The organism is Streptomyces sp. NBC_00989 (assembly GCF_045162655.1).
In the GTDB taxonomy this organism is placed as follows: Bacteria; Actinomycetota; Actinomycetes; order Streptomycetales; family Streptomycetaceae; genus Streptomyces.
On sequence record NZ_CP108728.1, the window covers coordinates 692,814 to 719,379 of the forward strand.

19 protein-coding genes are annotated in these 26,566 nt (G+C 72.0%); 15 read left to right on the top strand and 4 right to left on the bottom strand.

Annotated features, from left to right (window positions below):
• Nucleotides 1–3: 3 nt before the first annotated feature.
• Together OG714_RS03175 and OG714_RS03180 are read right to left on the bottom strand one after the other, a co-directional pair.
• Complete coding sequence (locus tag OG714_RS03175) at nt 4–360, bottom strand: CATRA system-associated protein (RefSeq protein ID WP_406118358.1); 357 nt, start codon at nt 358–360, stop codon at nt 4–6.
• Between the two features lie 32 nt (nt 361–392).
• Nucleotides 393–4,136: a CHAT domain-containing protein gene (locus OG714_RS03180; protein ID WP_406118359.1), complete on the bottom strand. Its 3,744-nt coding sequence runs from the start codon at nt 4,134–4,136 to the stop codon at nt 393–395.
• A gap of 368 nt (nt 4,137–4,504) precedes the next feature.
• Between OG714_RS03180 and OG714_RS03185 the strand changes: the two genes are divergently transcribed.
• The 3 genes from OG714_RS03185 to OG714_RS03195 are packed head-to-tail and all read left to right on the top strand — an operon-like array spanning nt 4,505 to nt 9,685.
• Nucleotides 4,505–5,350 (top strand): hypothetical protein, encoded by an 846-nt coding sequence (locus OG714_RS03185; protein ID WP_406118360.1) that lies wholly within the window; start codon nt 4,505–4,507, stop codon nt 5,348–5,350.
• The gene (locus OG714_RS03190) at nt 5,347–7,524 is read left to right on the top strand and encodes a bifunctional serine/threonine-protein kinase/ABC transporter substrate-binding protein (protein WP_406118361.1); all 2,178 of its coding nucleotides are present in this window, start codon (nt 5,347–5,349) and stop codon (nt 7,522–7,524) included. Before OG714_RS03185 ends, OG714_RS03190 begins: the two co-directional genes overlap by 4 nt.
• A gap of 52 nt (nt 7,525–7,576) precedes the next feature.
• On the top strand, nt 7,577–9,685 hold the full coding sequence (locus OG714_RS03195; RefSeq protein ID WP_406118362.1) for a protein kinase domain-containing protein: 2,109 nt from the start codon (nt 7,577–7,579) through the stop codon (nt 9,683–9,685).
• A gap of 43 nt (nt 9,686–9,728) precedes the next feature.
• On the opposite strand, the gene OG714_RS03200 is transcribed toward OG714_RS03195, so the two are convergent.
• On the bottom strand, nt 9,729–12,119 hold the full coding sequence (locus tag OG714_RS03200) for an ATP-binding cassette domain-containing protein (protein ID WP_406118363.1): 2,391 nt from the start codon (nt 12,117–12,119) through the stop codon (nt 9,729–9,731).
• A 276-nt stretch (nt 12,120–12,395) separates the two neighbouring features.
• On the opposite strand from OG714_RS03200, the gene OG714_RS03205 reads away from it, so the two are divergent.
• The 12 genes from OG714_RS03205 (at nt 12,396) to solA (ending at nt 25,754) form a co-directional block, all read left to right on the top strand.
• Nucleotides 12,396–13,199 (top strand): N-acyl homoserine lactonase family protein, encoded by an 804-nt coding sequence (locus OG714_RS03205; protein ID WP_406118364.1) that lies wholly within the window; start codon nt 12,396–12,398, stop codon nt 13,197–13,199.
• A gap of 152 nt (nt 13,200–13,351) precedes the next feature.
• On the top strand, nt 13,352–15,007 hold the full coding sequence (locus OG714_RS03210; protein ID WP_406118365.1) for an ABC transporter substrate-binding protein: 1,656 nt from the start codon (nt 13,352–13,354) through the stop codon (nt 15,005–15,007).
• Complete coding sequence (locus OG714_RS03215; RefSeq protein WP_406118366.1) at nt 15,000–15,911, top strand: ABC transporter permease; 912 nt, start codon at nt 15,000–15,002, stop codon at nt 15,909–15,911. The genes OG714_RS03210 and OG714_RS03215 overlap by 8 nt, the downstream gene beginning before the upstream one ends.
• On the top strand, nt 15,908–16,978 hold the full coding sequence (locus OG714_RS03220; RefSeq protein ID WP_406118367.1) for an ABC transporter permease: 1,071 nt from the start codon (nt 15,908–15,910) through the stop codon (nt 16,976–16,978). The genes OG714_RS03215 and OG714_RS03220 overlap by 4 nt, the downstream gene beginning before the upstream one ends.
• A gap of 5 nt (nt 16,979–16,983) precedes the next feature.
• Nucleotides 16,984–17,673 (top strand): alpha/beta hydrolase, encoded by a 690-nt coding sequence (locus tag OG714_RS03225; RefSeq protein ID WP_406118368.1) that lies wholly within the window; start codon nt 16,984–16,986, stop codon nt 17,671–17,673.
• Nucleotides 17,670–18,683, top strand: coding sequence for an ABC transporter ATP-binding protein (locus tag OG714_RS03230; RefSeq protein ID WP_406118369.1), 1,014 nt, complete (start codon nt 17,670–17,672; stop codon nt 18,681–18,683). The genes OG714_RS03225 and OG714_RS03230 overlap by 4 nt, the downstream gene beginning before the upstream one ends.
• Nucleotides 18,680–19,663 carry an ABC transporter ATP-binding protein gene (locus tag OG714_RS03235; RefSeq protein WP_406118370.1) on the top strand — a complete coding sequence of 328 codons (984 nt, stop codon included), beginning with the start codon at nt 18,680–18,682 and terminating at the stop codon, nt 19,661–19,663. The genes OG714_RS03230 and OG714_RS03235 overlap by 4 nt, the downstream gene beginning before the upstream one ends.
• 12 nt (nt 19,664–19,675) lie before the next feature.
• Entirely contained in the window at nt 19,676–20,440 is a 765-nt protein-coding gene (locus OG714_RS03240; protein WP_403589115.1) for an amidohydrolase family protein, read from the top strand.
• The gene (locus OG714_RS03245; protein ID WP_406118372.1) at nt 20,437–20,895 is read left to right on the top strand and encodes a cytidine deaminase; all 459 of its coding nucleotides are present in this window, start codon (nt 20,437–20,439) and stop codon (nt 20,893–20,895) included. Before OG714_RS03240 ends, OG714_RS03245 begins: the two co-directional genes overlap by 4 nt.
• 31 nt (nt 20,896–20,926) lie before the next feature.
• On the top strand, nt 20,927–21,814 hold the full coding sequence (locus tag OG714_RS03250) for a creatininase family protein (RefSeq protein WP_406118373.1): 888 nt from the start codon (nt 20,927–20,929) through the stop codon (nt 21,812–21,814).
• Nucleotides 21,815–21,825: 11 nt separating this feature from the next.
• Nucleotides 21,826–23,283 (top strand): aldehyde dehydrogenase family protein, encoded by a 1,458-nt coding sequence (locus OG714_RS03255; RefSeq protein ID WP_406118374.1) that lies wholly within the window; start codon nt 21,826–21,828, stop codon nt 23,281–23,283.
• Nucleotides 23,280–25,754 (top strand): N-methyl-L-tryptophan oxidase, encoded by a 2,475-nt coding sequence (solA, locus tag OG714_RS03260; RefSeq protein ID WP_406118375.1) that lies wholly within the window; start codon nt 23,280–23,282, stop codon nt 25,752–25,754. Before OG714_RS03255 ends, solA begins: the two co-directional genes overlap by 4 nt.
• A gap of 32 nt (nt 25,755–25,786) precedes the next feature.
• On the opposite strand, the gene OG714_RS03265 is transcribed toward solA, so the two are convergent.
• Nucleotides 25,787–26,491 (bottom strand): GntR family transcriptional regulator, encoded by a 705-nt coding sequence (locus tag OG714_RS03265; RefSeq protein WP_406118376.1) that lies wholly within the window; start codon nt 26,489–26,491, stop codon nt 25,787–25,789.
• Nucleotides 26,492–26,566 lie beyond the last annotated feature (75 nt).

The following is a 26,566-nucleotide window of genomic DNA, read 5'->3' on the forward strand; positions in this document are numbered from 1 at the left end:
CCGTCAGGTCCGCCGGGCGGGCGCGGGCCGCTGTCCGCCGGGCGGGGGGTCCGGGCGGAGCACGTGCACGAGCGCGACGACCCGCTCCCGCTCCGGCTCGGGCAGCGGCACCCGCCCGTCCGCGGCGCCCCCGATCCGGGTGACCCTGCTGCCCGACCACTCGTCCAGCTCGCCGGTGAGCGTCTTCACCGTCGTCGCGTCCCCGTCCGCGACGGCCGTCGACAGTTCGTCCAGCAGACCGGCGATCTCCGCCCATCCCTCGGGCAGCAGCCGCCACTCCTCCAGCATCAGCTCCAGCGCCAGACGCGCCGCGTCGGCCGTCTCCCGGTCGATCACGGCCGCCCCCTCCGATGTGCTCACGCCTGTTCCTTCCCCTTGTCCGTCGTCACTGGTCAGCGCCCGGTGTGGACGTACGGCGCCCATACGCGCGGTGAGCCGGGATGCCGCTCCCGCAGTTTTCGTACGATCCCGTGCACGACCCGCGCGGTGTCGGTGACATCGAGGCCGTCGCCGTAGGTCCGCAGGTCGCGGTACAGGCGTTCCGTCAGCCGTACCGACACCAGGTCGGTCGCCTCCCACAGTGCGCCCACCACCTGCGGGTACCCGGCCGTCTGGAACGCGGACGTCAGGTGCACGGCCTCGTCGGGGAGGCGGTCGGTACGGGTGGTGTGGCAGGCCAGCAGCACGGCGAGCTGGGCGTGCGGCAGATGTCCGCGGGCCACGTCCCGCACCGTGAGCCGGCCGTCGGCGAGTTCCAGACGGCTCCGGGACGGGTCCTCGGCGTCGCTGAGGCCGTGGCACGCGAAGTGCACGGTGGCCGCGAAGGACAGCTCGGTGAGCACCCGTTCGACCGTCGCGTCGGCGCCCTCCACGATCCGCAGTCCGCGCAGGGTCTGGCTCATCGCCTGCACCTCCGCCACGGACGCGCCGTCCCTGCCGTCGGCGCCGGTGGGCTGCCGCACCGCGAGGAAGGGGCCGCGGCCCGCGCGCGTCACCGAGGCCTGCCGGGCGTGCCGCAGCGCCCTGATGCTCGGCGTGTACGAGGACGCGGCCCGGTCCAACACCGAGCGCCTGTCGCCGAGTTCGGCCGCCCGGTGATGGCCGGCCGCGTGCAGCGGCAGATGGGCCAGCGGCCCGGACGCCGACCACCACAGTCTCGGCACCGCACCGCGCGGCGCGTCCTCGGGGACCGGCCGGGTCAGGCCCGCCGCGTTCAGCACCGGTTCCGCGATGGAGTCCCAGAGCCACTCGAGGGTGTCGAACACGGTCTCGGCGGCTTCCTTGCGCTCGGCGCGCGTCTCGCCGACGCCCACGGAGACCGCCGTGAGGAACTGGCGCGCGGTGTGCGCGAGGCGCCCCTCGGTGACGTCGAGGGGCACCAGCTGGATGCCCTTGGTGGTGACGACGAGGGCGTCGGAGCGCAGCCGGTCGATGTTGATCAGGACGATCGGCCCCTCCTTCGCCTCCCGCCGCATCTGCTCGGCGCTCGGCGGCAGCAGGAAGCGCTCGAACCCGTCGAGCCCCCGGATCCGGGCCAGCAGCCGCTGCCACTCCTCGGTCACCGCGTGCTGATCCCGGATCCGCGTGGCCTCGCCGGGCCCGCCCGACGCGCTCCCGCTCTCCGTCTCCCGCAGCCGGCGGGCGAGGGCGGTGAACTCCCGGGCCACCCGCGGATGGGCCACGACGAGGTCGGAGTCGTCGCTGCGGGCCTGGAGGTCCTGCCCCATCAGCACCGCCCGCCCCTGTTCCAGCAGGGCCGCCGCCTGTTCGGTGCGGCCCGCGGCGAGCGCCACCGCGCACGCGGTACGGGCCAGGCTCGTCCCGGCGATCCGGTCCGGGAGGTCGGCGGTGCGGCCGGAACCACCCGGGCCCTGATAGCGGCGGCCGAGCAGCGCGGCGCGCAGGACGGCCTGGCGGTCGTCACGGTGCAGCGCCTGGGACACCACCAGCGGCAGTGCTTCCAGCGCGGCCTCGGCGGCGTCCGTCGCCCGGGCCCAGTTCCGGTTGCTCACCGCGGCCCCGAGCGCGGTCCGCGCGTTCTCGAAGCGGGCCCGGGGCGGCAGTACCCGTTCGGTGGCCGGGTCCCAGGAGCTGGGCTCGGGATCGCCGTAGCGGTACCCGGTGAGGTCGTCGAAGGCGGTGCGGACGAGTTCGGTGACGGTCGCCAGGGCCGGGCGGAGCTGCTCGCGCAGTGCGGCCAGCTCGGGTGAGTACTCCGGCCGGTCCGGCAGTGCTTCGAGGGCCTGCGCGGCCAGCTCGACGAGCCGTACCGCCTCCTGGACGCCGGACACGTCCCGGCGCATCCAGGAGACGCCGGACAGCGCGTCGGCGTAGAGGATGACGCAGCCGAGCCAGGTCGCCGACATCTCCGGCAGCCGGCCGACCGCCCAGGCCAGCGCGTCGGACGCCCGGGCGACCGTCGCCTCGTCCTGACGCACCATGCCGTAGGCGTGCCGGTGCATCTCCACCGAGCACAGCAGCTCGATGTACCGCGGACTGGTGGGCGACAGCTGGGCCAGCTGATCGTCGCCGACCCGCACCACCCGCTCCAGGTCCTCGTGGCGCTCGCTGAAGGTGAACTGCGCGGCCAGGAACTGCACGAGGGTGGAGGCGAAGAAGCCGCGCCGCCCGGCGGGCAGCGGTCCGGCCAGTACGGCCGTCAACTGGTCGACGGCCAGGGCCAGTCGGCGCGGATCGCTGGCACCGGCGCCCAGCAGGGCGGCCCGCACGGCCGCGGCGTCCGGCGGCAGCCCGTCGAGGTCCGCCGCGGTGGCCGGCTCCGCGGGCCCCGCGTCGGCGGGCGGCCCGGGCGGCCAGACGAGGCCGGCGGTTCGCGTGCGACCGGGTCCGGCGTCCGCCGGGGCGGGCCGGGGTCCGCCGGTGAAAGGGGCGAAGACCGACGGGTCCGGGCCGGGCGAGCGCACCCCGGGGCGGCCCAGCGGGACGGACACCTGGACGGGCGGGAGCTGCACCCCGCTCAGCAGCCGTCCCAGCATCGGGCCCATGAGCTTGAGCAGTTGGGCACCGCTGACCGGCATCCACTTGAGCATCTTCGCCAACTCGGCGCACGCGGTGCGCTTGTCGGCGATGTGCGGCACCAGGGGGTGGTCCGGCGGCAGGTCCCGCTGGAGCGCGGCCCACAGTTCGTCGGCGCGCCGGAGGTCGGCGTCCGACTTGGTGAGGATGGCCCGCGCGCCCAGCAGCGCCGGCATGTTCCCGGCGTAGATCCCGTTGTCGTCGGGTGGCCCGCAGGCCCGGAACGCCTCCAGTTGGGCGATGGCCTCGTCGATCACCTCCTCCTCGGGATGGAACGGCACGGACATGGTGAGGGCGAGGGAGAGCACGAGGTGGGCCGAGGCGGCCTCGGCGTCGACCGGGGCGGTGCCGTGGCGCCGGGCGTGTTCGACCGCCCGCAGCGCCGACCGGCCGCCCCGCAGCGCCAGTTCGACGGGCCGGGTGTCGCTCGGCCTGTCGCGAATCCGCGCCAGGGACGCGTGCACGACGGTGGCGCTGACGAGGCCGGCCTCCAGATGGTCGACGGTGATGCCGGCGAACGCCGCGTCGGCCCATCGCCCGGCCTCCTTCAGGACCGTCATGTCGCCGGACTCCATGCGGAAGAACGCGGACTGCGCGAGCCGGGCCAGCAGACAGGGCCGGACCAGGTCGTCCGCCGGAAGCCCCTCGGCCAGCCGTACGGCGTGCGGATGCGACGGCCGGGGCGGCTCGAAGTGGCGGGGCGGGGGCTCCTCGGGGTAGGTCGCCGCGACCGCCACCGGATCGTCCGCCGGCCGGCCCTGGGTCTGGGCGGCGAGATAGTGATGGCACTCGTCCGACAACCGGTGGTCCTCGAACCGCAGCGCCAGCGTGCGCTCGGCCAGCCACAGGTGCAGCGCCCAGCGGGGCCGCCGCGGATCCTGCCGCTCCCCCACATCGAGCGCGTACTCCAGGACGGCCGCCGCGGCCACCGCGCAGTCCCGGCCGCCCTCGTTCCAGGAGGCGCGCAGGAGCCCGGCCGCCGACGGCAGCCAGCTGTCCGGTTTCTCACCGGCGCCGGCCACATGCCGCTTCACGTCCGGTGTCCACGCCGCCTCACAACGCACCAGCAGGCGATCCACGGCTGTTCGTATCTCTGACACACCGCCAGTCTTCCCGGCCGGGGCGCGCTTTGGTCATCATCCGGAAATCTCCGACAAACAACACCCCAGTGTGCCCAGGGCCGTTCACGGTCCATCAGGGCGACATGCACCGCGCGTACCCGTCGGGCCAGTCCGGGCCCACCGGCCGGCGCACGCTCGTGGTCGAGAAAACGGCTGGTCGTGGGACCGTGTCGAGGAGGCTCTCCACGGCACGGCAGTGGCCACGCTTCGCCGGCGTGCAACCAGAGCACCGTGCACCGTCGTCGGAACCCCTAACTGCTCAGGTTCATAAGGGTAGTTGGCAACCAAGAGCACTGGCGTGCGCCACACTCGTGGCAAGGGTGCGGGCACAGGGGCGGGAGCGACACATGGCCGAGTGGAGACCAGTCTTAGCCGCGGCGGCGGGTGTGCTGCTCCTGGCGGGATGCAGCAGCGGATCGGACGATGAGCCGAAGGCACAGGAGGCGCCGGAGAAGAGCGCCGGAGCGTCGACTTCGGCCTCGGCGTCGCCCGACAACGAGCCGTACACGCTCGCCCAGGATCAGGCGCCCGGGACGCGGGCCGAGGCGGTCGAGTTCGTTCGTGAACTCACCGTGCGCCCCGACTACTTCGGCACCGGGTACCGCAAGCGCGATCCCTTCGAGAGCGATCCGGCCGAGTGGGCCGTACTCGGCGAGGACTGCCTGTGGCGGCGCGAGGCGCTGCCCGGCACCGTACTGGCCAGTCTCACCCGGGCGTACGAGCTGCCGGCGAAGGGTGACAAGGGGCCGGTGTACCTGTCGTTGACCGTCACCGTGCACCAGGACGTCATCGCGGCGCGGCGCGACATGGCCGGGTCACTGGAGGAGGCGCTGCGCTGCCCCGGGCAGCAACTGAACGCCACGGACCGGGTGCTCGGCCTGTACTCGCGGGCCGACGCGTTCGCCGACGGGCGGTCCGTGATCTCCGACGACGACCTGACGGAGTCCGGCACCTGGGCCGCCGACGGCGGCAAGGCGCATCCCTTCGACTGGTACAAGTTCCGGATGGGGCCGGTCACCGTGGCCGCGACCGCGCGGCACGGCGCGGGCCGGACCGAGGCCGAGGACTCCACCGTCACCACCGACATGGGCAAGGGAATGACCTTCGTCGCGGCGAGCATCGACAGCCGGGGCAGGGCGGGTGACGCCGGCGTCACCGCCGAACCGACCGAGAAGAAGGGGGCGGGGCAGTGAGCGAACCGCTGCGGTCCTCCGGCCCGTCCCGCATCGCGGGGTTCCGGCTGCTGCGGCGGCTCGGCGCGGGCGGCATGGGCGTCGTCTACCTCGGGCGCACCGACTCCGGGGCGCTCGCCGCGGTCAAGGTGATCCGCGGGGAGGGCTCCGGTGACGACGGCTTCCGGGCCCGGTTCGCGCGGGAGGTGGAGCTGGCTCGGCGGGTGGACAGCCCCTGGGTGGTCCCTGTCCTGGACGCGGACGCCGAGGCACGCGAGCCATGGCTGGCCACCGCGTTCGTCCCCGGCCCTTCCATCGCCGAGGCTCTCGCCGATCACGGCCCGCTGTCGCCGCCCGCCGTACGCGTCCTGGGTCGGCTGCTGGCCGATGCGCTGGACGCCGTGCACACGGCCGGGCTCGTCCACCGGGACGTCAAACCGGGCAACGTCCTGCTCGCCCTGGACGGGCCGCGCCTGATCGACTTCGGCATCGCGCGCGCCGCCGACGACACGGCACTGACCGCGTCCGGGCTCGTGGTCGGCACCCCCGGTTTCCTCGCCCCGGAGCAGGCCCAGGGGCAGCCCGCCACCGCTGCCAGCGACATGTTCGCGCTGGGCTGCGTGCTGGCGTACGCCGCGACCGGCGCTCCTGCTTTCGGCACCGGGACACCGGATGCCCTGATGTATCGCACGGTCCACGACGAGCCCGAACTCGGCACTCTGGAAGGCGAGTTGCGGGCCCTTGTAGAGCGCTGCCTGGCAAAGGACCCGGCCGAGCGGCCTACGGCGGACGACATAAGGGGCTTGTTCACCGAGGACGTTCCGGACGCCTCCGGCGACTGGCTCCCCGATCCCGTCGCCCGGATGGTCGCCGCGCGGGCCACCGAGAGCCTCGCCTTCCCGGACGTCGAACCCACGGTCGTGGACGATCCGGTTGTCCCCGCCCGGCACCCGGGGCGGCGCCGCCTTCTGCTGGCAGGCGGCGCGCTGCTGCTCGCGGGCGGCGGAACCGGAGCGGCGGTGTGGGCGTCGGGGGACGACGAGAAACCGTCCGGGAGCGTCGGACGTCCTGTGTACGTCCTCGGCGTGCACACGACCACCGGCACGGCCGAGGCCGCCGTCAGCCGGGCCTACGAACGCGCCGCCCGCCTCGCCGTCGCCCAGCACAACGCCACTCCGAAGCGCTCCTACGACCTGAAGGTGAAGGTCCTCGCCGACAAGGGCGACGCGGACACCGCGCAGGTGGTGGCCCGTACGTTCACCGCCGACCGGAACGTCGTCGCCGTGCTGGGACCGGCCGCCGAGCTCCCCATGCAGAGGGCCGCGGCCGTCTACGGCGCGGCGGGGCTGACTCATGTCTCCAGCAGCACGGGCCAGCAGGACTACTTCCTGACGTCGCCGAAGACCTCGTTCCAGACCGGCCCCGCCCACGCCGCGCTCGGCGGCTGGATCGGACTGCACGCCTACGTGACCCAACAGGTGGTGCGGGCCGGCGTCGTGATCGACCGGGCCGGGGGTCCAGCCATGCAGGACGAGGGCACCCAGGTGGTCGGCAACTGGCGCAACATCCTCAAGAGCGAGGTCGTACCCCGCGTCGTCGCGGAGGACACGGACGACGGCCCCAAGGCGGTGCGCCAACTGCTCGCCGCCGATGTCGAAGCCTTCGTGTACCTGGGCACCCTCGACGCCACCGTCCGCACGGCCCAGGACCTGGCCACGGCCCGCTTCGCCGGCCCGCGCTGGATGCAGCACCAGCTCTACGGCTCGGACTTCCCGCGTCTCACGGGCGCGGCGGGCGACGGCTGGTACGTGGTGACGGACGCCGTGGACCCCTCCGTACTGACGACAAAGCGGGCCAAGGACTTCACCGCGGCCTGGCGGAAGCGCTACGGCGGCACTCCCGAGCCGTACGCGACCGAGGCGTACGACAGTGTGGGGATGCTGCTCGCCGAGTTCGCCCGCACGGTTCCGGCGGGGGCACGCCGGCGGCCGGTGCGGGCCGATCTCGCCGTACGGCTGGCGAAGGTCAAGTACCAGGGCATCGCCCGGACGTATGCCTTCGGCGACTTCCACCAGTACGACAACAGCTCGACGGGCTGGGCGGACGCGACCTTCGTCCACGAGGTGCGAGGCGGGCGGTTTCGGCAGCTGGGGTCGCTCGGCGACCTGCATCGCGCCGCGGAGAGCCAGAGCTGACGGAGGTCCGGAGGCGACGGGCGGGAACGACGGCGAAACGGAGGCGGCAGACGTGGAACGGCTTCTGCCCACCGATCCGTCCCTGATCGGCGGGCACCGGCTCGCCGGGAGGCTCGGCGCGGGTGGCATGGGCGTCGTCTACCTGGCGCGCTCACCGTACGGCGCCTGGTGCGCGCTGAAGGTGATCCGCGAGGAGTACGCCGACGACCCCGGTTTCCGCGCCCGCTTCCGCCGTGAGACCGAGCTCGCGTCGTGCCTGACGAGCCGGTGGACCGTGCCGGTCGTAGCGGCCGACGCCGACGCCCGCTCCCCGTGGCTGGCCACCGCCTATGTGCCCGGCCCGTCCCTCGCCGAGGCGGTGGCGCTGCGCGGGCCCTGGCCCGAGGCGCAGCTCCGCGGGCTCGGTGGCGTGCTGGCCGAGGCGCTGGACGGGGTGCACGCGGCCGGGCTGGTCCACCGGGACGTGAAGCCTGCGAACGTGCTGCTCGCCGCGGACGGGCCGCGGCTGATCGACTTCGGGATCGCGCGGGCCGTCGGGGCGACCGCGCTCACCACGGACGGCTCCGTCGTCGGCTCCCCCGGCTACCTCTCCCCCGAGCAGGCCCGCGGACACACCGTGGGTCCGCCCAGCGACGTCTTCTCGCTCGGCTGCGTCCTCGCCCACACGGCCACCGGCCGCCCGCCGTTCGGCACCGGCGGCGCGGCGGCCGTGCTGTACCGGACCGTCCAGGAGGAACCGGACCTGGACGGCATCCCGGAAAACCTCGGCCGGACCGTACGCCGATGCCTGGAGAAGGAACCGGAGCGGCGCCCGAGCACCCGTGAACTCCGCGACGTCTTCGGCGAGTTCGCCGTGGCCGAGTGGCTGCCCGAAGGGCTGCAGGCCCTGGTCGCCACCCGCGCCGCACGCGTCCTGGACCTGCCCGTTCCCGACCCCACCCTGCTCGTCGGGCCCTCCCCCGTGGGCGCGCCGCCCTCGGCCACCCGGCGGCGGCTGCTCGTCGCGGGGGCCGCGCTCGGTGTCACCGCGGCGGCCGGGGCGGGCGCGTGGTGGCAGTGGGGCCGGGGCGCCACGTCGGCGAACAGCGGTTCCGTACGGCGCTCCCGCCATGTGGTCGCCCTGCTCGGCAGCCCGGACGACCCCTTCTTCACCGACCACGAGCGCGGCGCCCGCCTCGCCGTCGAGCAGCACAACGAGGACTCCGGGCGCGCTGTGGACCTCGTCCTGCGCACCGCGGACGATGCCGGCACCGCGAAGGGCTCCGCCGCGGCGGCCACCCGGCTGGCCGCCGACCCGGACGTCTCCGTGGTGATCGCGGCGGGCACGAACGCGACCGTGCCCGCCGCCCTGGACCCGTGTGCGAAGGCCCGGCTGACCCTGCTGGTCACCCGCGCCGACACCGACGCCCTCGACACCGTCAACGTCACCAGCACGCTCGTGCTGCGCGCCACCCGGACCGTCGGCCCGTTCGCGGCACTGATCTATCTGAACCGGGTCGCCGAACCCGCCCGCACGGTGATCGTGCACGACCTGGCCACCGAGGCGGAGAGTCTGGCCACGGTCCGCATCACCACCGTCTACGGCAAGCTCGACGGCGAGACATCGGTGGAGGAGGTGGCCGCGGACGACGACTTCACCGGAGCCGCTCGCCGTATCGCCGCCCGCCCCCGCGACGCCGTCTTCTTCGGCGGGGTGAGCCCCGACCGCGCCGCCGCCTGCGCCCGCGCGCTGCGGGAGACCGGCCACCGGGGCGCCCGGGTCGCGGGCGAGCACGTCCTCGGCGCCCCCTTCCTGGCCGTCGGCGAGGACTGGCGGATCGGTACGAGCTACACCGACGCGAACGCCGACACCCGTACCAGGGCGTTCGCCGCCGCGTTCCGTACCCGCCACGGACACGCGCCGGGCCCTTGGGCGGCCGAGGCGTTCGACGCCGTCCGGTTCGCCGCCCACGGCCTCGCCTCCGTCGGCGACGACGGCCGCACCGCCCTGCGCTCGGAGCTCCTGCGCCGCCCCTGGCAGGGCATCACCCGCCTCATGAGCTTCGACGCCTCCACGCAGTACTTCGTGACAGGCGACGACGGCGGAGGGTTCCTGTACCGGACGACCGGCGGAGCCACCCGCTTCGTGGCGCGGTCCGCCGACATCGGCAAGAAGACGTGAACCTCACACAACTCCCTTCGCGTTCAAGGGAGTTGCACGACGATCACGCGCCCACGTACGCCGCCAGATGCTCCCCCGTGAGCGTCGAGCGGGCGTCGACCAGGTCGGCCGGTGCCCCCTCGAAGACGACCTTGCCGCCGTCGTGGCCGGCACCGGGGCCGAGGTCGATGATCCAGTCGGCGTGGGCCATGACCGCCTGGTGGTGTTCCACGACGATGACCGACTTGCCGGAGTCGACCAACCGGTCGAGCAGGCCGAGCAGTTGCTCGACGTCGGCGAGGTGGAGGCCGGCGGTGGGTTCGTCGAGGACGTAGACGCCGCCCTTCTCGGACATGTGGGTGGCCAGCTTGAGGCGCTGGCGTTCGCCGCCGGAGAGGGTGGTGAGGGGCTGGCCGAGGCTGAGGTAGCCGAGGCCGACGTCGGCGAGCCGGGTCAGGATCCGGTGCGCGGCCGGTGTCGCCGCCTCGCCCGCGCCGAAGAACTCCTCGGCCTCGGTCACCGACATCGCGAGCACCTCGCTGATGTCCCGGCCGCCGAAGTGGTACTCCAGCACCGACGCGTCGAACCGCTTCCCTTCACAGTCCTCGCAGGTGGTGGCCACGCCGGCCATCATCGCCAGGTCGGTGTAGATGACGCCGGCGCCGTTGCAAGTGGGGCATGCCCCTTCGGAGTTGGCGCTGAACAGGGCCGGCTTCACCCCGTTGGCCTTGGCGAACGCCTTCCGGATCGGTTCGAGGAGTCCGGTGTACGTCGCCGGGTTGCTGCGGCGTGAGCCGCGGATGGCGCCCTGGTCGACGGAGACCACGTTCTCGCCGGCCGGGATCGACCCGTGCACCAGGGAGCTCTTGCCGGAGCCGGCGACACCGGTGATGACGGCGAGGACGCCGAGCGGGATGTCGACGTCGACGTCGTGGAGGTTGTTGGTCGAGGCGCCTCGGATCTCCAGCACGCCGGTGGGCTTCCGTGTCGACTCCTTGAGGGACGCCCGGTCGTCGAAGTGCCGGCCGGTGATGGTGCCGCCGGTGCGCAGTCCCTCGACGGTGCCCTCGAAGCAGACGGTGCCGCCCGCCGTACCGGCGCCGGGGCCGACGTCGACGATGTGGTCGGCGATCGCGATGGTCTCCGGCTTGTGCTCCACGACGAGCACGGTGTTGCCCTTGTCGCGCAGGCGCAGCAGCAGGTCGTTCATGCGCTGGATGTCGTGCGGGTGCAGTCCGATGGTGGGCTCGTCGAAGACGTACGTGACGTCGGTGAGCGAGGAGCCGAGGTGGCGGATCATCTTGACGCGCTGCGCCTCACCGCCCGACAGCGTGCCGGCCGGCCGGTTCAGCGAGAGATATCCGAGGCCGATCTCGACGAACGAGTCGAGGGCCTGCTGCAACGCGGTGAGCAGCGGCGCGACCGACGGTTCGTCGAGGCCTCGGACCCAGTCGGCCAGGTCGCTGATCTGCATCGCGCAGGCGTCGGCGATGCTGATGCCCTTGATCTTCGAGGAGCGGGTGCCCTCGTTGAGGCGGGTGCCGTCGCAGTCGGGGCAGGTGGTGAAGGTGACCGCGCGGTCCACGAACTCCCGGATGTGCGGCTGCATGCCCTCCCGGTCCTTGGCGAGCATCGACTTCTGGATGCGCGGGATCAGACCCTCGTAGGTCATGTTGATGCCCGCGATCTTCATCCGGGTCGGCTCGCGGTGCAGGAAGTCCTGGAGTTCCTTCTTGGTGAACCTGCGGATCGGCTTGTCCGGGTCGAAGAAGCCGGACTCGCTGTAGAGCCGGGAGTTCCAGCCGCCGCCGGTGTAGCCGGGGACGGTGATCGCGCCCTCCGCGAGGGACTTGGAGTCATCGTAGAGCTGGGTGAGGTCGAGGTCGGTGACCGAGCCGCGGCCCTCGCAGCGCGGGCACATGCCGCCGGTGATGCTGAAGCTGCGGCGCTCCTTCACCTTCTGGCCGCCGCGTTCCATGGTGACCGCGCCCGCGCCGCTGATCGAGGCGACGTTGAAGGAGAACGCCTTGGGCGAGCCGAGGTACGGCTTGCCGAGCCGGCTGAAGAGGATGCGCAGCATGGCGTTGGCGTCGGTGGCGGTGCCGACCGTGGAGCGGGGGTCGGCGCCGAGCCGCTGCTGGTCGACGATGATCGCGGTGGTCAGCCCGTCGAGGACGTCGACCTCGGGGCGTGCCAGCGTCGGCATGAAGCCCTGCACGAAGGCGCTGTACGTCTCGTTGATCAGCCGCTGCGACTCGGCGGCGATCGTGTCGAACACGAGTGAGCTCTTGCCCGAGCCGGAGACTCCGGTGAACACCGTCAGCCGGCGCTTCGGGATCTCGATGCTGACGTCCTTGAGGTTGTTCTCGCGCGCCCCGTGCACGCGGATCAGGTCGTGGCTGTCGGCGGCGTGCGGCGCGGACGACCGCGGGTCCGTCCTCGTGGCCTTGCTCATCGTGTCTTCCCTCCGTGTCCACCGGGCCGGCCCATCGTCGGGTCCGCCGGCTGCCCCCACGCTAGAGGTGAGGTGCGGGTCCGCGCTTCTCGAATCCTGACCGGCCCGGTCGTCGCGGTGCGAACGCCCCCTAGCCGGCCGGGAGAACTTGTTCACGTCCCCGCAACCGACTTCGGGATCCCCCTACCTACAGTGTGGATCCAGCCAATCGATGGCCCATGCACTTTCCCAGTACCGGAGCATGCCGATGCGTCTGCCGCCCCACCCTCGCGCCTCATGACACGCCACGGCGTACGCAGGATCGTGCCCCTGCTGCTGGGCTGGGAGGAACTCCCCAAGTCCGTCTCCGTGCACGGCGCCCCCTACGAGGAACGCGTGCGTGAACCCGTACCGGCCGTGCTCCTGGAGTGCGACGGCGGCTGGCTGCTGCTCGACACCGGCTTCAACACGGCGCTGATCCGGGACCCGGCCCTGCGCCGCCGCTTCTACGGCTCCCCCAACTACCGGCCGATCCTGCCGGGCCCCGGCGAGCCCCTGGAGGAGGCCCTCGACGTGGCCGGCATCCCGATGGACGCGATCCACGCGGTGGCCGTCAGCCATCTGCACGCCGACCACGCGGGCGGACTCAAGCACTTCGCGGGGCGGGTGCCGGTGCACGTACAGCGCGAGGAACTCGCCTACGGCCTGTCCGGGCGGCCGGAGGTCGAGCGCCACTCGATCTTCCGCGTCGACTTCGACGACCCGCGGATCGACTGGCGACAGACCGACGGCGACACGGAGATCGCCCCCGGTGTGACCGCCGTGCTGACCGCCGGACACACCCCCGGACACCAGAGTTTCGTCGTCGACCTCGCGGACGGCGGCGGCTTCGTGTTCGCCTTCGACGCCGCCGACCTCACCGAGAACATCGAGCACGAGCGCCCGATCGGCGCCTCCATCGGTGTCGATCCGGAGAGCACCGTCGAGCCCATCCGGCGCCTCAAGCGCATCGCCGCCGACCGCGGCTACGAGCTCATCCCGGGCCACGACCCCGTGGTCTGGCCGGAGTTGATGAGCCGCAAGGGCGTGCCGCGCGCGTAGCCGGTGCCGGCCGGTTCGCACCCACAGGTCGGTTCACACGCCTTTAACACCCGGGACACGAGAGCGACCCTGTGGCCCGTGACCATGTTTTTGGATCCAATCTAGACACTTTGAGATCCATTATTCGAGGATCGGTGCCCAAGGAGGCCCACATGCCGGACCAGTCAGCTGGATCGTCCTCACCCGGCTCCGCCCCGTCGACGGCGTCGCGCCGCACCATGCTCCGGGGCGCGGGCCTGCTCGGCGTGGGAGTCGGCTTCGGGCTCCCCGCCCTGCTCAGTGCCTGCGGTGCCGCGGCCGACGACGCCAAGGGAAGCACCAAGGGCGGCACGCTGACCCTGGCCATCGACGCCACCAGCGCGGTCAACGACCCGTCGTTCTACACCTCGTTGGGCGACTGGATGGCCGTCGACTGCATCTGCCGTGGCCTGACGTTCATCTCGTTCGAGACCAACGAGCCCACCCCCGACCTGGCCAAGAGCTGGACGATCTCCGACGACCAGCTCACCTACACCTTCGCCCTGCGCGAGGGCGTCAAGTTCCACGACGGCACCACGCTGACCTCGGCCGACGTGCTGGCCAGCCTGGGCCGGCAGTTCGACGAGAAGGACAAGACGCTGCCCAAGGGCGCCACCCGTCCGCTGTCCGACCTCGGCGCGAACGTCGCCTCGCTGACCGCCCCGGACGACCTCACCGTCAAGATGGTCCTCAAGAAGCCCGACCGCACCACCCTCGGCCAGCTCTCCGACATCGGCGGCCGCATCATCTCCAAGGCCGCGCTGAAGAAGTACGGCGCCGACATCGGCAAGCACCTCGTCGGCACCGGCCCGTTCGCCTTCTCCGCCGCCACCTCCGGCCAGTCGATCACCCTCACGGCCTTCGACGGCTTCCGCCTCGGCAGACCGCCGGTCGACCGGCTCGTGCTGCGCCAGGTCCAGGACCCGTCGACGATCGTCAGCTCCCTGCTCAGCGGCGACATCTCGGCCACCCAGTTCACCCCGTACTCGGCCGCCGCGCAGCTGCGCAAGGACGACTCGGTGACCGTCTACAAGACGCCGTACAACGCCAACGCGATCCTGATGATCGACGCCCGGCGCGTCCCCGAGCTCAAGGTCCGCCAGGCCATCAACCTCGCGATCGACCGCAAGTCCATCCTCGACCAGGCCTTCTACGGCGTCGGCGCGCTGCCCGGGGGCTACGCCATCCCGCCCGCGCAGAGCGGCTACGACACGAGCCTCGCCGACCTCAGCACCCAGGACACGGCCAAGGCGAAGAAGCTCGTCGCCGAGGCGGGCGCGGGCGGCCGGCGTATCCGGCTCATGGCGGCGAGCGACTCCTGGCACCCGAAGGCCGCGCAGATCGTCGCCCAGAACCTGACCGACGTCGGCTTCAAGGTGGTCACGACCTCCGTCGACCCGGCCACGTACTTCACCCGGCTCCTCGACGGCAAGGACGACTACCACGACCTGATGATCTGGGAGCGCAACACCTACGTCCCGGACGCCAACGACATGGTCGGCGCCATGGCCAGCCCCACCGGTCTCTACGGCGCGACGATCACCGGCATGGACACGCTCAAGGACGTCGCCTCGCTCCAGGCCGAGCTGGACACGGCCAAGAACCTGCCCCTCGGCGCGCAGCGCACGGCTGCCTACACGAAGATCCAACGCCGTTGGGCCGAGGACTACATGGTCCTGTCGATGCTGGCCTGCTTCGCCAACCTGGTGGTCAGCGGCTCTCACGTGAAGCACATGAACACGGCGGCGCTGGCCAACCACCGCTGTTACATGGAGAAGGCCAGTGTCTGACACCACGACCGCTCCACCACCCGTCGCGACGGTACGGCCCTCTTCGTCCGCTCTCGCCGGGCGGACCGTGCTCGCCGTCTGGCGTCGGCGCCGGCTGGCACGGTCCTGGCCGGCCGTGCTGTCCTGGGCCGTCCTGATCGTGCTGGTCCTGGTGGCCGTCGTAGGACCGCTGTTCGTCCAGGCTGACCCGCTGCGTCAGACCTCGTCGGCGCTGCTGCCGATGGGGTCAGCGGGCCATCTGTTCGGCACGGACGACCTGGGCCGCGACGAACTGGCCCGACTCGTGCACGGCGCCCGCCCGTTGCTGCTCGTGGCGTTCGCGGCGACCGCGCTCGCCGCGGTCGTCGGCACCGGGATCGGGCTCGTCGCCGGGTACGCGGGCGGTGTCGTCGAGCAGGTCCTGATGCGGATCGTGGATCTCGCGCTCGCGTTCCCGTCCATCCTCCTCGTCATCCTGCTGGTGGCGGCCGCGGGACCGGGCACGGTCAGCCTGGTCTTCGGTATCGGGGTGTCCCTCGCGCCCGGTCTGGCCCGGCTGGCCCGCGCCCTGACCGCCCGCGAGGCGGCGCGTGACTACGTCGTCGCCTCCAGGCTGGGCGGCACCCGCACCCCGCGCATCCTCGCCCGCGAACTCCTCCCGAACATCGCGGGCCCGATGCTCGCCCAGGTCGTCATGACCCTCTCGATCGCGGCCGGTTTCGCCGCGGGCCTGTCCTACCTGGGCCTGGGCATCCAACCCCCGCAGCCCGACTGGGGCTACATGGTCCAGGCGGGCCAGGAGTTCCTGTACACGGCACCCCGACTGGTGGTCCTGCCCGCGACGTTCACGCTCCTCTTCGTCGTCGCCTGCAACTTCGTGGGCGACGACCTGCGCGACGCCCTCGACGTACGGGGGCCGGCGTGACGACCGCACTGCTCCCTCTCCCCCGGCCCAAGTGGGCAGCGGGAACAGCCCTGTTGGTCCTACGACGGCTCGCCGTCATCCCCGTCGTCCTGTTCGCGCTGGCCAGCCTGGTGTTCCTCGCGATGCGCCTGCTCCCCGGCTCACCGGCGACCTCGCTCGCGGCCGGCGGCAACAACCTCTCCGCGTCCCAACTGGCGGTGAACGAGGCACGCGTCAACAAGGCACTCGGCCTCGACCGACCGCTGATCGTCCAGTACGGCAGCTTCCTCAACGACCTGGTGCACCTACGGCTCGGCACCTCGTTCTACGGCTCGAACAGCGTCCTGGGTCTCCTCGGCGACGCGCTCCCCGCCACCATCGAACTGACGCTCGCGGCGATGACGATCGCGGTGCTGCTCGGGGTCGTCACCGGTGTCATCGCCGCGCTGCGCAAGGGCAGTTGGATCGACCAGTCGACGCGGGCCGTGGCCACGGTGAGCTTCTCGCTCCCCTGGTTCGCGCTCGGTGTGCTCGGCATCGTCGTGTTCGGCGTGTGGCTGCGCTGGCTCCCGGTCCTGGGGCGGCTGCCCAGCTCGCTCGACTACAACCCGACGACCAACTTCGTTCTCCTCGACGCGATTCTGCAGAACCGGCCCGAGCTGGTGTGGCCCTGGATCCAGCATCTGATCCTGCCCGCCGTCACGTTGGCGCTGTCGATGGCCGGGTTCATCACCCGCATCGTGCGCGCCTCCGTGCTGGAGGTCCTCGACGACGACTTCGTGCGGACGGCGCGGATGAAGGGCCTGAGCGAGGGCGTGGTGATCCGCCACCACGTCCTGCGGAACTCCTGGCTGCCCATCGTGACCGTCCTCGGGCTCCAGTTCGGATCCCTGCTGGGCGGTTCGGTGATCACCGAGACGGTCTTCTCGTACGCCGGTGTCGGCCGCCTGCTCGTGCAGGGCGTCCTGCAACGCGACTACCCCGTCGTGCAGGGCGCCGCCCTCGCCATCGCCCTCCTCTTCACCCTGGTCAACCACGCGGTGGACCTGCTGTACACGGTCCTCGACCCGCGGCTACGGAAAGGATGACCCGCATGGACATCGTGCTGGTCCACGGCGCCGGCGGACGGCCGACGACCTGGTCTGCGGTCCAGCCCCTGCTGGCCGCGCACGGCCACCGGCTGTTCACCGTCACCAACCCGATGACCTCGCTGGAGGACGACGTCGCCAATACGGCGGCCGTGCTGAAGGAGACGACGGGCCCGGTGCTGCTGGCCGGGCACTCCTACGGCGGCGCGGTCATCAGCAACGTGGGCCGCGATCCGCGGGTCAAGGGACTTGTCTACATAGCCGCGTTCGGCCCGGACGAGGGCGAGACGGTCAACGGGATCGTCGAACGGTACGAGGAGGCCGAGATCTCCAAGTACATGCGCCGCGGCCCGAACGGTGAGTGGAAGTCCGAGACGAGCGAGGCGTTCTGGGCGGAGATAGGTCCCGATCTCTCGCCGGAGCAACGGGCCGTGGTGGAGGCGGAGGGGCGCAAGGCGGAGAACCTCATCTTCACCCAGCTGACGGGCTCACCGGCCTGGCGCACACTGCCCAGTTGGTACCTGGTCGCGGACGACGACCGCACGCTGCGCCCGGAGATCCAGAACGACATGGCGGCCCGCATGAAGGCCACCGTCGAGCACGTGCCGGGCAGCCACTACACGACCCTCGTATGGCCGGAGCGCGTGGCCGACCTGATCCACACGGCGGCCGTGGCCGTGGGCGACGGCTCATGACGTCCGCGCCCGTGCTCGAAGTCCGGGACCTGCGCGTCCAGTTCGACGTTCCTGGCGGCCGGCTGCCCGCCGTGGACGGAGTGGACCTGACCCTCCGCCAGGGTGAAGTCCTCGCGCTGGTGGGCGAGTCGGGGTCGGGGAAGTCCGCCCTGTCGATGAGCCTGGTCGGCCTGAACCGCGGTCCGCACACCCACATCAGCGGTGCGGCGACCTTCAAGGGCCGTGACCTGGTGGCCGCGTCGGAGCGGGAGCTGCGCGGTGTGCGCGGCAAGGACATCACGGTCGTCTTCCAGGACGCGCTGGCCGCGCTCAACCCGCTGCACCGGGCCGGCGCCCAGGTCTCCGAGATGATCCGCGCCCACCGCGATGTGACGCGGGGTCAGGCGATGGGCCGGGCAGTGGAGTTGTTCGGCGAGGTCGGCATCGCCGGCCCGGACCGCACGGCACGGGCCTACCCGCACCAGCTCTCCGGGGGCATGCGGCAACGCGTGATGATCGCGATGGGCCTGGCCAATGATCCGTCGGTACTGATCGCCGACGAGCCGACCACCGCCCTGGACGTCACCATCCAGGCCCAGGTGCTCGCCGTACTCAAACGCGTCCAGCGCGACCACGGCACCTCCGTCCTGCTGATCACCCATGACCTGGGTGTCGTCGCCGAGGTCGCCGACCGGGTGGCGGTGATGTACGCGGGCCGGATCGTGGAGCAGGGGCTGCGCGAGGAGGTGCTGTTCCACCCCCAACACCCTTACACGATGGGCCTGTTGGGCTCGGTGCCACCGATCGACGGTCCTGTCGTACGACGGCTGCCGACCATCGCGGGCAGTCCGCTGACCGGGGTGGACCGGCCGTCCGGGTGCGCGTTCGCTCCCCGGTGCCCGTTCGTCCACGACGCGTGTTCCGAGCGCCCTGTGCTGCGACAGCGGCACGGCGACGACGGGCATCTCGACGCCTGTGTGCTGCCCTCCCCCGCCCGTGCCACGGCCCGCTCCCAGGGAGGCATCGCATGACCGCCGCGCTCATCCAGGCCCGCGAGTTGCGGGTCGAGTACCCGGGCCGGGCGGGTGGCCGGGTCAGGGCGCTGCGGGACGTCGACCTCGACATCCTCCAGGGCGAGACCCTCGGTCTGGTCGGCGAGTCGGGGTGCGGCAAGTCCACGCTCGGCCGCGCCCTGTTGCGCGTCATCGAACCCGCCTCGGGCCGCATCGAGTTCGACGGCACCGACCTCACCCGGCTGCGCGGTCGCCAACTGCGCCGTACCCGGGCCGAGTTGCAGATGGTCTTCCAGGACCCGTTCGGTTCGCTGAACCCGCGCCGCAGGATCGCCGACATTGTCGCCGAGCCGCTGCTGCGGGCGCGCGGCGCCACCCGGGCCGAGGCCGCGAAGGCGGTGGCCGACCTGCTCGACCTGGTCGGTCTCGGCGCCGAGGCCGGCGGGCGCAGGCCGCACGAGTTCTCCGGCGGTCAGCGCCAGCGCATCGGCATAGCAAGGGCGTTGGCCTCGTCTCCGCAGTTCGTGGTGGCCGACGAGGCCGTCTCCGCGCTGGACGTGTCGATCCAGGCCCAGGTGCTGAACCTGCTGTCGGACCTGGTCCGCGACCGGGGCCTGACGATGCTGTTCATCTCGCACGACCTGGGCGTCGTACGGCACATCGCCGACCGGATCGCGGTCATGTACCTCGGCCAGATCATCGAAGTCGCCTCCCGCGACGCCTTCTTCGACGCCCCCGCGCATCCCTACAGCCGGGCGCTGCTCTCCTCCGTTCCCGTACTACGGCCCGGAGAGGCCCGCGAACAGCAGGTGCTGGAGGGCGAGTTGCCCGATCCGGCCAATCCGCCCGAGGGCTGTCTGTTCCGCACCCGGTGCCCGATCGCCACGGAGCGATGCCGCACCAGCGCGCCCGAACTGCGCGAGATCGCGCCGGGCCGCAGTGTGCGCTGCCATCTGCCCCTGGTCTCCAGCGAGCAGCACGTCGCGAGTAGCGAGTAAGGACGAACCGCTTTGATCATCGACGCGTACAACACCACTCAGGACGTCCGCGGCCGTTCCGACTACCTCACCGGCGCCCGCAAGGGCCAGGCCCCGCCGCCGTACAAGCCCTTCGAGCCGCGCCGCATCCTCGACCGGATGGACGCGGCCGGGGTGGACATGGCGATGGTGTGCTCGCTCGCGCAGCGCATCGAGAACGACTTCATCGCCTCGCTGGTGGCCTCGTACCCGGACCGGTTCTTCGGCTTCGGGCAGGTGCTGCCGCAGGCCGACGACGCGCTCGACGAGATCGACCGGATGGCCGACGCGGGCCTGGTCGGTCTGAAACTGCACCCGAGCCTGCACGGCTACCACGTCGCCGACCACGGCCTGCTGGACCCGGTGTTCGAGGCGTGTGCACGGCGGGGGCTGCTGGTGCTGATCAACGCGCTCGACGACGCGTTCTGCGCACCCCTGGCCATCGAGGAGATCGCCCGGGACCACCCCCAAGTCCCCACGATCATCGCGCACATGGGAGCGGTGTGGAACGTGCCGGAGGCGATCATCGTGGCCGAACGGCAGCCGCACGTGTACCTGGAGACGTCGGCGACGCTGATGAGCGACGTCAAGCGCGCCTACGCACGACTGGGACCCGAGAAGATCCTCATGGGCAGTGAGTGGCCGGGGTCGGACTTCGACCTGGAGCGCATGAAGATCGCCAAGGCGGTCGAGGACGAGAAGGACCGGGCACTCGTCGAGGGTGGCAACATGGCGCGGCTGCTGGGGCTGACGGTATGAGTGCCGTGGGCGCGCGACCCGTGACCGTACCGCCGTCGATGGACGAGGACGACGTCGAACTCCTCGCCACCGCGCAGCACTTGCTGGCCAAGGTGTGGCGGTCGGGCCGCCACGAGGTCGCGACCGCGCTGCGCACCGCCGACGGCCGGGTGCACACCGGGGTCCATGTGGAGGGTTCCTGCCGGCGCAGTTCGATCTGTGCCGAGGGGGTGGCCATGGGTACCGCCCGGGGCGCCCTGCCCGCCGGGGCGGAGTTGAACATCACGTCGGTGGTGTCGGTGCAGATCAAGCCGGCGGGGTGGTTCCGGATCATCGCGCCGTGCGGGGTGTGCCGTGAGCTCATCAGCGACTACTGCCCGGACGCCACCGTGTGGGTCACCACGGTCGACGGGGACGAGCCCGTCCCGTTGCGTGCCCTGGACCTGCTGCCCGAGAAGAGCCGACGCCGATGGTGAGCGCCGTCGATCCCGAGAAGAGCCTGTGCCGATGACGAACGCCATCGGTCCCGAGGAGAGGAGAGCCATGTCGTCCGTCTTCGTCACCGGTCCGTCCGGACGAACGATCCCCACAGGGCTCGATGTCCCCGAACTCGCCGCGCGGTTGGGCGGGTCCGGAACGCCGGTGCTGTGGGAGGAGCTGACCTGGTCGGAGGCCGGGTCCACGGCCGCTGCCCAGGACGCCGTCATCATCCCCGTCGGCGCCACCGAGCAGCACGGCCCCCATCTCCCCCTCGCCGTGGACACCCGGATCTGCGAAGCGGTCGCCCTCGGCGTCTCCGCCCTGACCGGCGTGCCCGTCGTCCCGCCCCTGAGCTTCGGCGTGTCCGCGTCGCACGGCGACTTCGCGGGGACGGTTGCCCTGCGGCCGGAGACGATGATCGCCGTCGTCGAGGACGTCATCGACTCCCTGTACACCTCTGGAGTACGGCAGTTCGTGCTGCTCAACGGGCACATCTGGAACAACGGCGCGCTCGACGTGTCGGCCGAGAAACTGAGGGTCCGTCACCGGGACGCACGGGTGCGGGCGTTGGGGTACGTGACGATGTACCCGGGTCCCGAGGTCGACGGACACGTCACCTACGGCCGGGCGTTGATGCACGCCAACTTCTTCGAGACGTCCGTGATGCTGCACCTCGCGCCCGAGCTGGTCCGGATGGAGCGGGCCACCTCCCACGTCGACGTCGACTCGTTCTGGGACTACCGCATGGACCAGGTCAGCGAGACCGGCGTCTGGGGCAGGGACGTCACCGACGCCAACTCCCAGCACGGCGAGGCGGAGTTCGACCGCTGCGTCCTGACCACCGCCCGGGCGGTGTCCACGGCGGTACGCGAACCGTGGCCCGACCCCACTCACCGTCCCGGACGCCAGGCGTGAAGGAGAACACCGTGGACCCCAGCATCGTGATCCCCCACCTGCCGGACTGCGAGCCCATGCTCATCGGCGGCGAGTGGACCACCGGCACGGCGACGGGACGCGTCCCGGTGCTCGACCCCGCCACCCAGCAGCAGCTCACCACCGTCGTCCAGGCGGGCTCCGCCGAGGTGTCGGCGGCGGTCGAGGCAGCCAACACCGCCCACCGGGACCGCCGTTGGCGCGGGCTGCCACCCCGGCGGCGCCGTGACGTCCTGCTGCGCCTCGCCGATCTGGTGGAGCGCGACGCCGAGCAACTGGCGGTGCTGGACACCCTGGACAACGGCAAGGCCATCGAACGTGCCCGGGGCGACGTGGAGTTGGGCCTTCAGGCCATCCGCCACTTCGCGGGCACCCCGACCCGGCTGGAGGGCACCGTGCACGCGGCCGGCCCCGACCGGCACGTCTACAGCGTCCGCGAACCGGTCGGCGTGGTGGCCGCCGTACTGCCGTGGAACTTCCCCTTCATGATCGCGGCCTGGAAGCTCGCCCCGGCCCTGGCGGCGGGCTGCACGGTCGTCGTCAAGCCGGCCGAGCAGACCCCGCTCACCGCGCTGCGGCTGGCCGCGCTCTGTCTGGAGGCGGGCGTCCCCGAGGGCGTCGTCAACGTCCTTACGGGCGACGGGCGTACGGGTGCGGAACTGGTCGCCCATCCCGGTGTCGCCAAGGTGTCCTTCACCGGGTCCACCGAGGTCGGGCGGCACATCATGGCCGCGGCTGCACCGTCGCTCAAGCGCCTCACGCTCGAACTGGGCGGCAAGTCACCCAACATCGTCTTCGCCGACGCCGATCTCGACAGCGCCGTACCGAACGCCGTGCGCGCGGTGTTCGGGCACTCCGGGCAGATGTGCACGGCGGGCAGCAGGCTGCTGGTGGAGCGAACGGTCGTCAAGGAGTTCCTGGACCGGCTGGTCCCGGCCGTGGAGGCGCTGCGGATCGGCCCGGGGCTGTCGGGCGGTGTCAACATCGGTCCGCTGGTGTCGCAGGAGCAGTACGACCGCGTCACCGGCTATGTCGAACTGGGCCGCGCCGAGGGTGCCGAGGTGGCCGTGGGTGGTGAACCGCTGCCCGGGCCGGGGTGGTTCGTGCCGCCGACGGTGTTCACGGACGTCAGCCCCGACATGCGGATCGCCCGGGAGGAGATCTTCGGTCCGGTCGCCGCGGTCCTGCCCTTCGACAGCGAGGAGGAGGCGATCGCGCTGGCCAACGACAGTGAGTACGGACTCGCCGCCGGTGTGTGGACCGGCAGTCTGGCCCGCGCCCATCGCACGGCCGCCGCGCTGGAGGCCGGGACCGTGTGGGTCAACACGTACAACGAGTTCGACCCCGCCGTGGCCTTCGGCGGGATGAAGCAGTCAGGCCTCGGCAGGGACCTCGGCGACGCCGCCGTCGACGGGTTCACCGAGCTCAAGAGCGTGACGATCGCCCTGTGAGCGCGCCCGTGACGGCCGGAACGGCCGCCTCGCCCCCGAACCCAGCGCCCCCGCGCACCCTGAACGTCGCGTCCGAACGCGCCCGTACGCCGGGCTCGTTCACCGGCCACCACTTCAACTCGGCCGGTGCGGCGCTGCTCGCCAACGGCACCGTCGAGGCGGTCATCGACCACCTGCGCGCGGAGAGCCTGTCCGGCGGCTACGAGGCCGCCAAGCACGCGGCTCCCGCTCTGGAGGCCGTCTACGCGCGTACCGCCGAGCTCCTCGGCGCCGGGCTGGAGGAGGTCGCCCTCGTCGAGAGCGCGACGGCCGGCTGGCAGCGGGCTGTGTCGGCGCTCCGACTGCGCCCCGGCGACCGGGTGTTGGCGGCCCGCTCCAGTTACGTCAGCAGCGCGCTGCACCTGCTGTCCGTCGAACGCGACCACGGTGTCCTGGTCGAGCTGCTGCCCAACGGCCCTGACGGAGCGGTGGACCTGGAGGCGTTGGAGGCGGCACTGCGCGCGGGACCCGCCGCGCTGGTGACGGCGGCGCATGTGCCGACCTCCTCCGGTCTGGTCGAACCCGCCGCCGCGATCGGCGCGTTGGCCGGCGCCCATGGAGTCCCCTTCCTGCTGGACGCGACCCAGTCGCTCGGCCAACTGCCGGTGGACATGGGTGCCATCGGCTGCGACCTGCTCATCGGAACCGGCCGCAAGTTCCTGCGCGGCCCACGCGGCACCGGCCTGCTCGCGGTCCGCCGCCCGCTCCTCGACCGGCTCGCCCCCGAGGCACCCGACGTCCGAGGCGCCCGCTGGACCGCCGAGCGCAGTTGGGAACTGGTCCCGGACGCCAAGCGCTTCGAACTCTGGGAAGCCGCCCACGCGTTGCGCCTCGGCCTCGGCGCCGCCCTGACCGACCTCGCGACACTCGGCGTCGACACCGTCGCCCAGCACCTGGCCACCCTCGCCGCCTCACTGCGCGAACGCCTCGCCGCACTGCCGGGCGTCCACGTCACCGACCCACCGGCCGCGGGCGGCGCCATCGTCACCTTCGTGGTCGACGGGATGGACGCCTCCGAGGTGCAACGCCAACTCGACTACCGCCGCGTCCACTTGATCGCGGTACCGGCGGGCCACGGCCGCTGGGACATGGATCACCGGGGCCTGACCAAGGTGGTCCGGGCGTCCGTCCACGTCTACAACGACGAGGACGATCTGGACGCGTTGGTCGAGGCGGTGCGGGAGATCGTCTGTCTGAAGGGACGCGATACGGCGTCGGCTGCGGGTCAACGGGAAACGGGAGACACACGACGGGGCAACGCCGAGCCGGAGGTCGATCCCGCACCACCCACACCCTCACCGGCGACCCCACCGGTCCAGCACACCTCTCACCACTGCCACGACGCGATCGTCGTCGGCCTCGGCGTGCACGGCAGCGCCGCCCTACGTCACCTGGCCGCACGCGGCCTCGACGTCCTCGGGCTCGAACAGTACGGCCTGCACCACGACTTGGGTTCCTCGCACGGCGCGACCCGGATGATCCGCCGCGCCTACCCCCACCCCGACTGGGACGCTCTGGTCGACACCGCCTACCGGGCCTGGACGGAGTTGGAGGGCGCTTCCAAGACCCAACTGCTCGACATCACCGGCGGGTTGTACGCGGCGCCGAAGGACCGCCCCGATCCCCTGCGCGGCCCCGGTTGCCGGCAGGTCGACGGCGAGGAAGCGGCACGGATCTTCCCGGGACTGCAACTGCCCCCCGGCTTCACGGCGGTACACGACCCGCGCGCCGGCATCATCGACGCGCAGGAGACGCTGCGCGCCCAACTGACCCTCGCCGAACGGTCGGGCGCGCACCTCCACGACCACGCTCCCGTCTTCGGCTGGGAACCGGACGGCGACGAGGTCGTGGTCCGCACCGGCAAGGCCGTCCTGCGCACCCGCCGTCTCGTGCTGTGCACCGGCCCCTGGACGGCGGCCCATGTCCCGGCCCTGGCACCGCATCTGACGGTCACTCGTATCGTCAACGCCTACTTCGCCGCCGACCCGGCGGGGCCGCTCGGGCCGTCCGGCCTCGGCAGCTTCTCCGTCGATCTGCCGCAGGGCCTGCTGTACGGGTTCCCCGCGGCCGACGGCCGTGGGCTCAAGGCGGGGCTGGACAGCGGACCGCCCTGGGACCCGCAGGCGCCCCGCCCCGAAGCGACCGACGAGGAACTCGCCCTGCTCGCCGAGGCGGTGGCCCAGGTGCTGCCCGGTGCCGGGCCCGTGACCGAGAGCCTGACGTGTCTCTACACGATGACCGCCGACCGGCGTTTCATCGTCGGCGAAGTGCCGGGCGTACCGCAGGTGGTGGTCGCGTCGGCGTGTTCGGGGCACGGATTCAAGTTCGGACCGGCGATCGGCGAGGCACTGGCCGACCTCGTGTGCGGGATCGCCCGCCCGGACCTGGACTTCCTCTCCCCGGCCCGGCTGTTTCCCGGTGGTACCCCGTGAAGGGCCGCACCGGGTCACAGCGGACCCGCTGCTCAGCCGTGGAAGACGGTCTGCGAACGGCGCTCGTACCAGGCCGTCAGATGCTCACCGGAAGTGATGACGTGCTCGCGCATCAACGCGTCGGCACTGTCGGCGTCGTGCGCGGCCAACGCGTCGATCACCGCCTCATGCTGACGGATGTTCAGGTGACGGTGGCGCTCGTCGCCGGCGAGAGCGAGCGAAGAGACGTTGCGCGGGAAGCTCTCGTTGATCCGGTCGATCATCCGCGTCAGCCACGGGTTGTCGGCCGCCTCGCAGATGACCGTGTGGAAACAGTCGTTGGCCGCCGTGGTGGTGAGTCCGCCCGCGCCCCTCACCTCACCCTCGGCGCGTGCCACCGCCTCGCACAGGACGGCGTTGTGCTCGCGCAGCGCGGCGAGCCCGCGTTCGGTGATCCGGGAAGCGGCGCGCCGGGCGGCCATTCCCTCCAGCTCGGCCCGCACCTCGTAGGCCTGGCGCACCTCCCAAGGGGCGGGCACCCGGACCACGGCTCCGCGGTTCGGCTGCATCTCGATCAGCCCGCCGTTCTGCAGCTGGCGCAACGCCTCGCGCACCGGCGTACGGCTGACCCCGAACTCGGTGGCCAGCGCCGCCTGGCGCAGCGGTTTGCCGATCGCCAGCTCGCCGTTCATGATCCGCGCGCGGATGCGGGCCGCGATGTCGTCGACGAGGGGACTCTCGTCAGTCTGGGGCGTCATCGGAGTCGGTCAAACCCTTCTCGGGGGCGGTCGGGGAGTGCGCGGTGGTGGAGCAGTTTCCCACGCGGCCGAGGG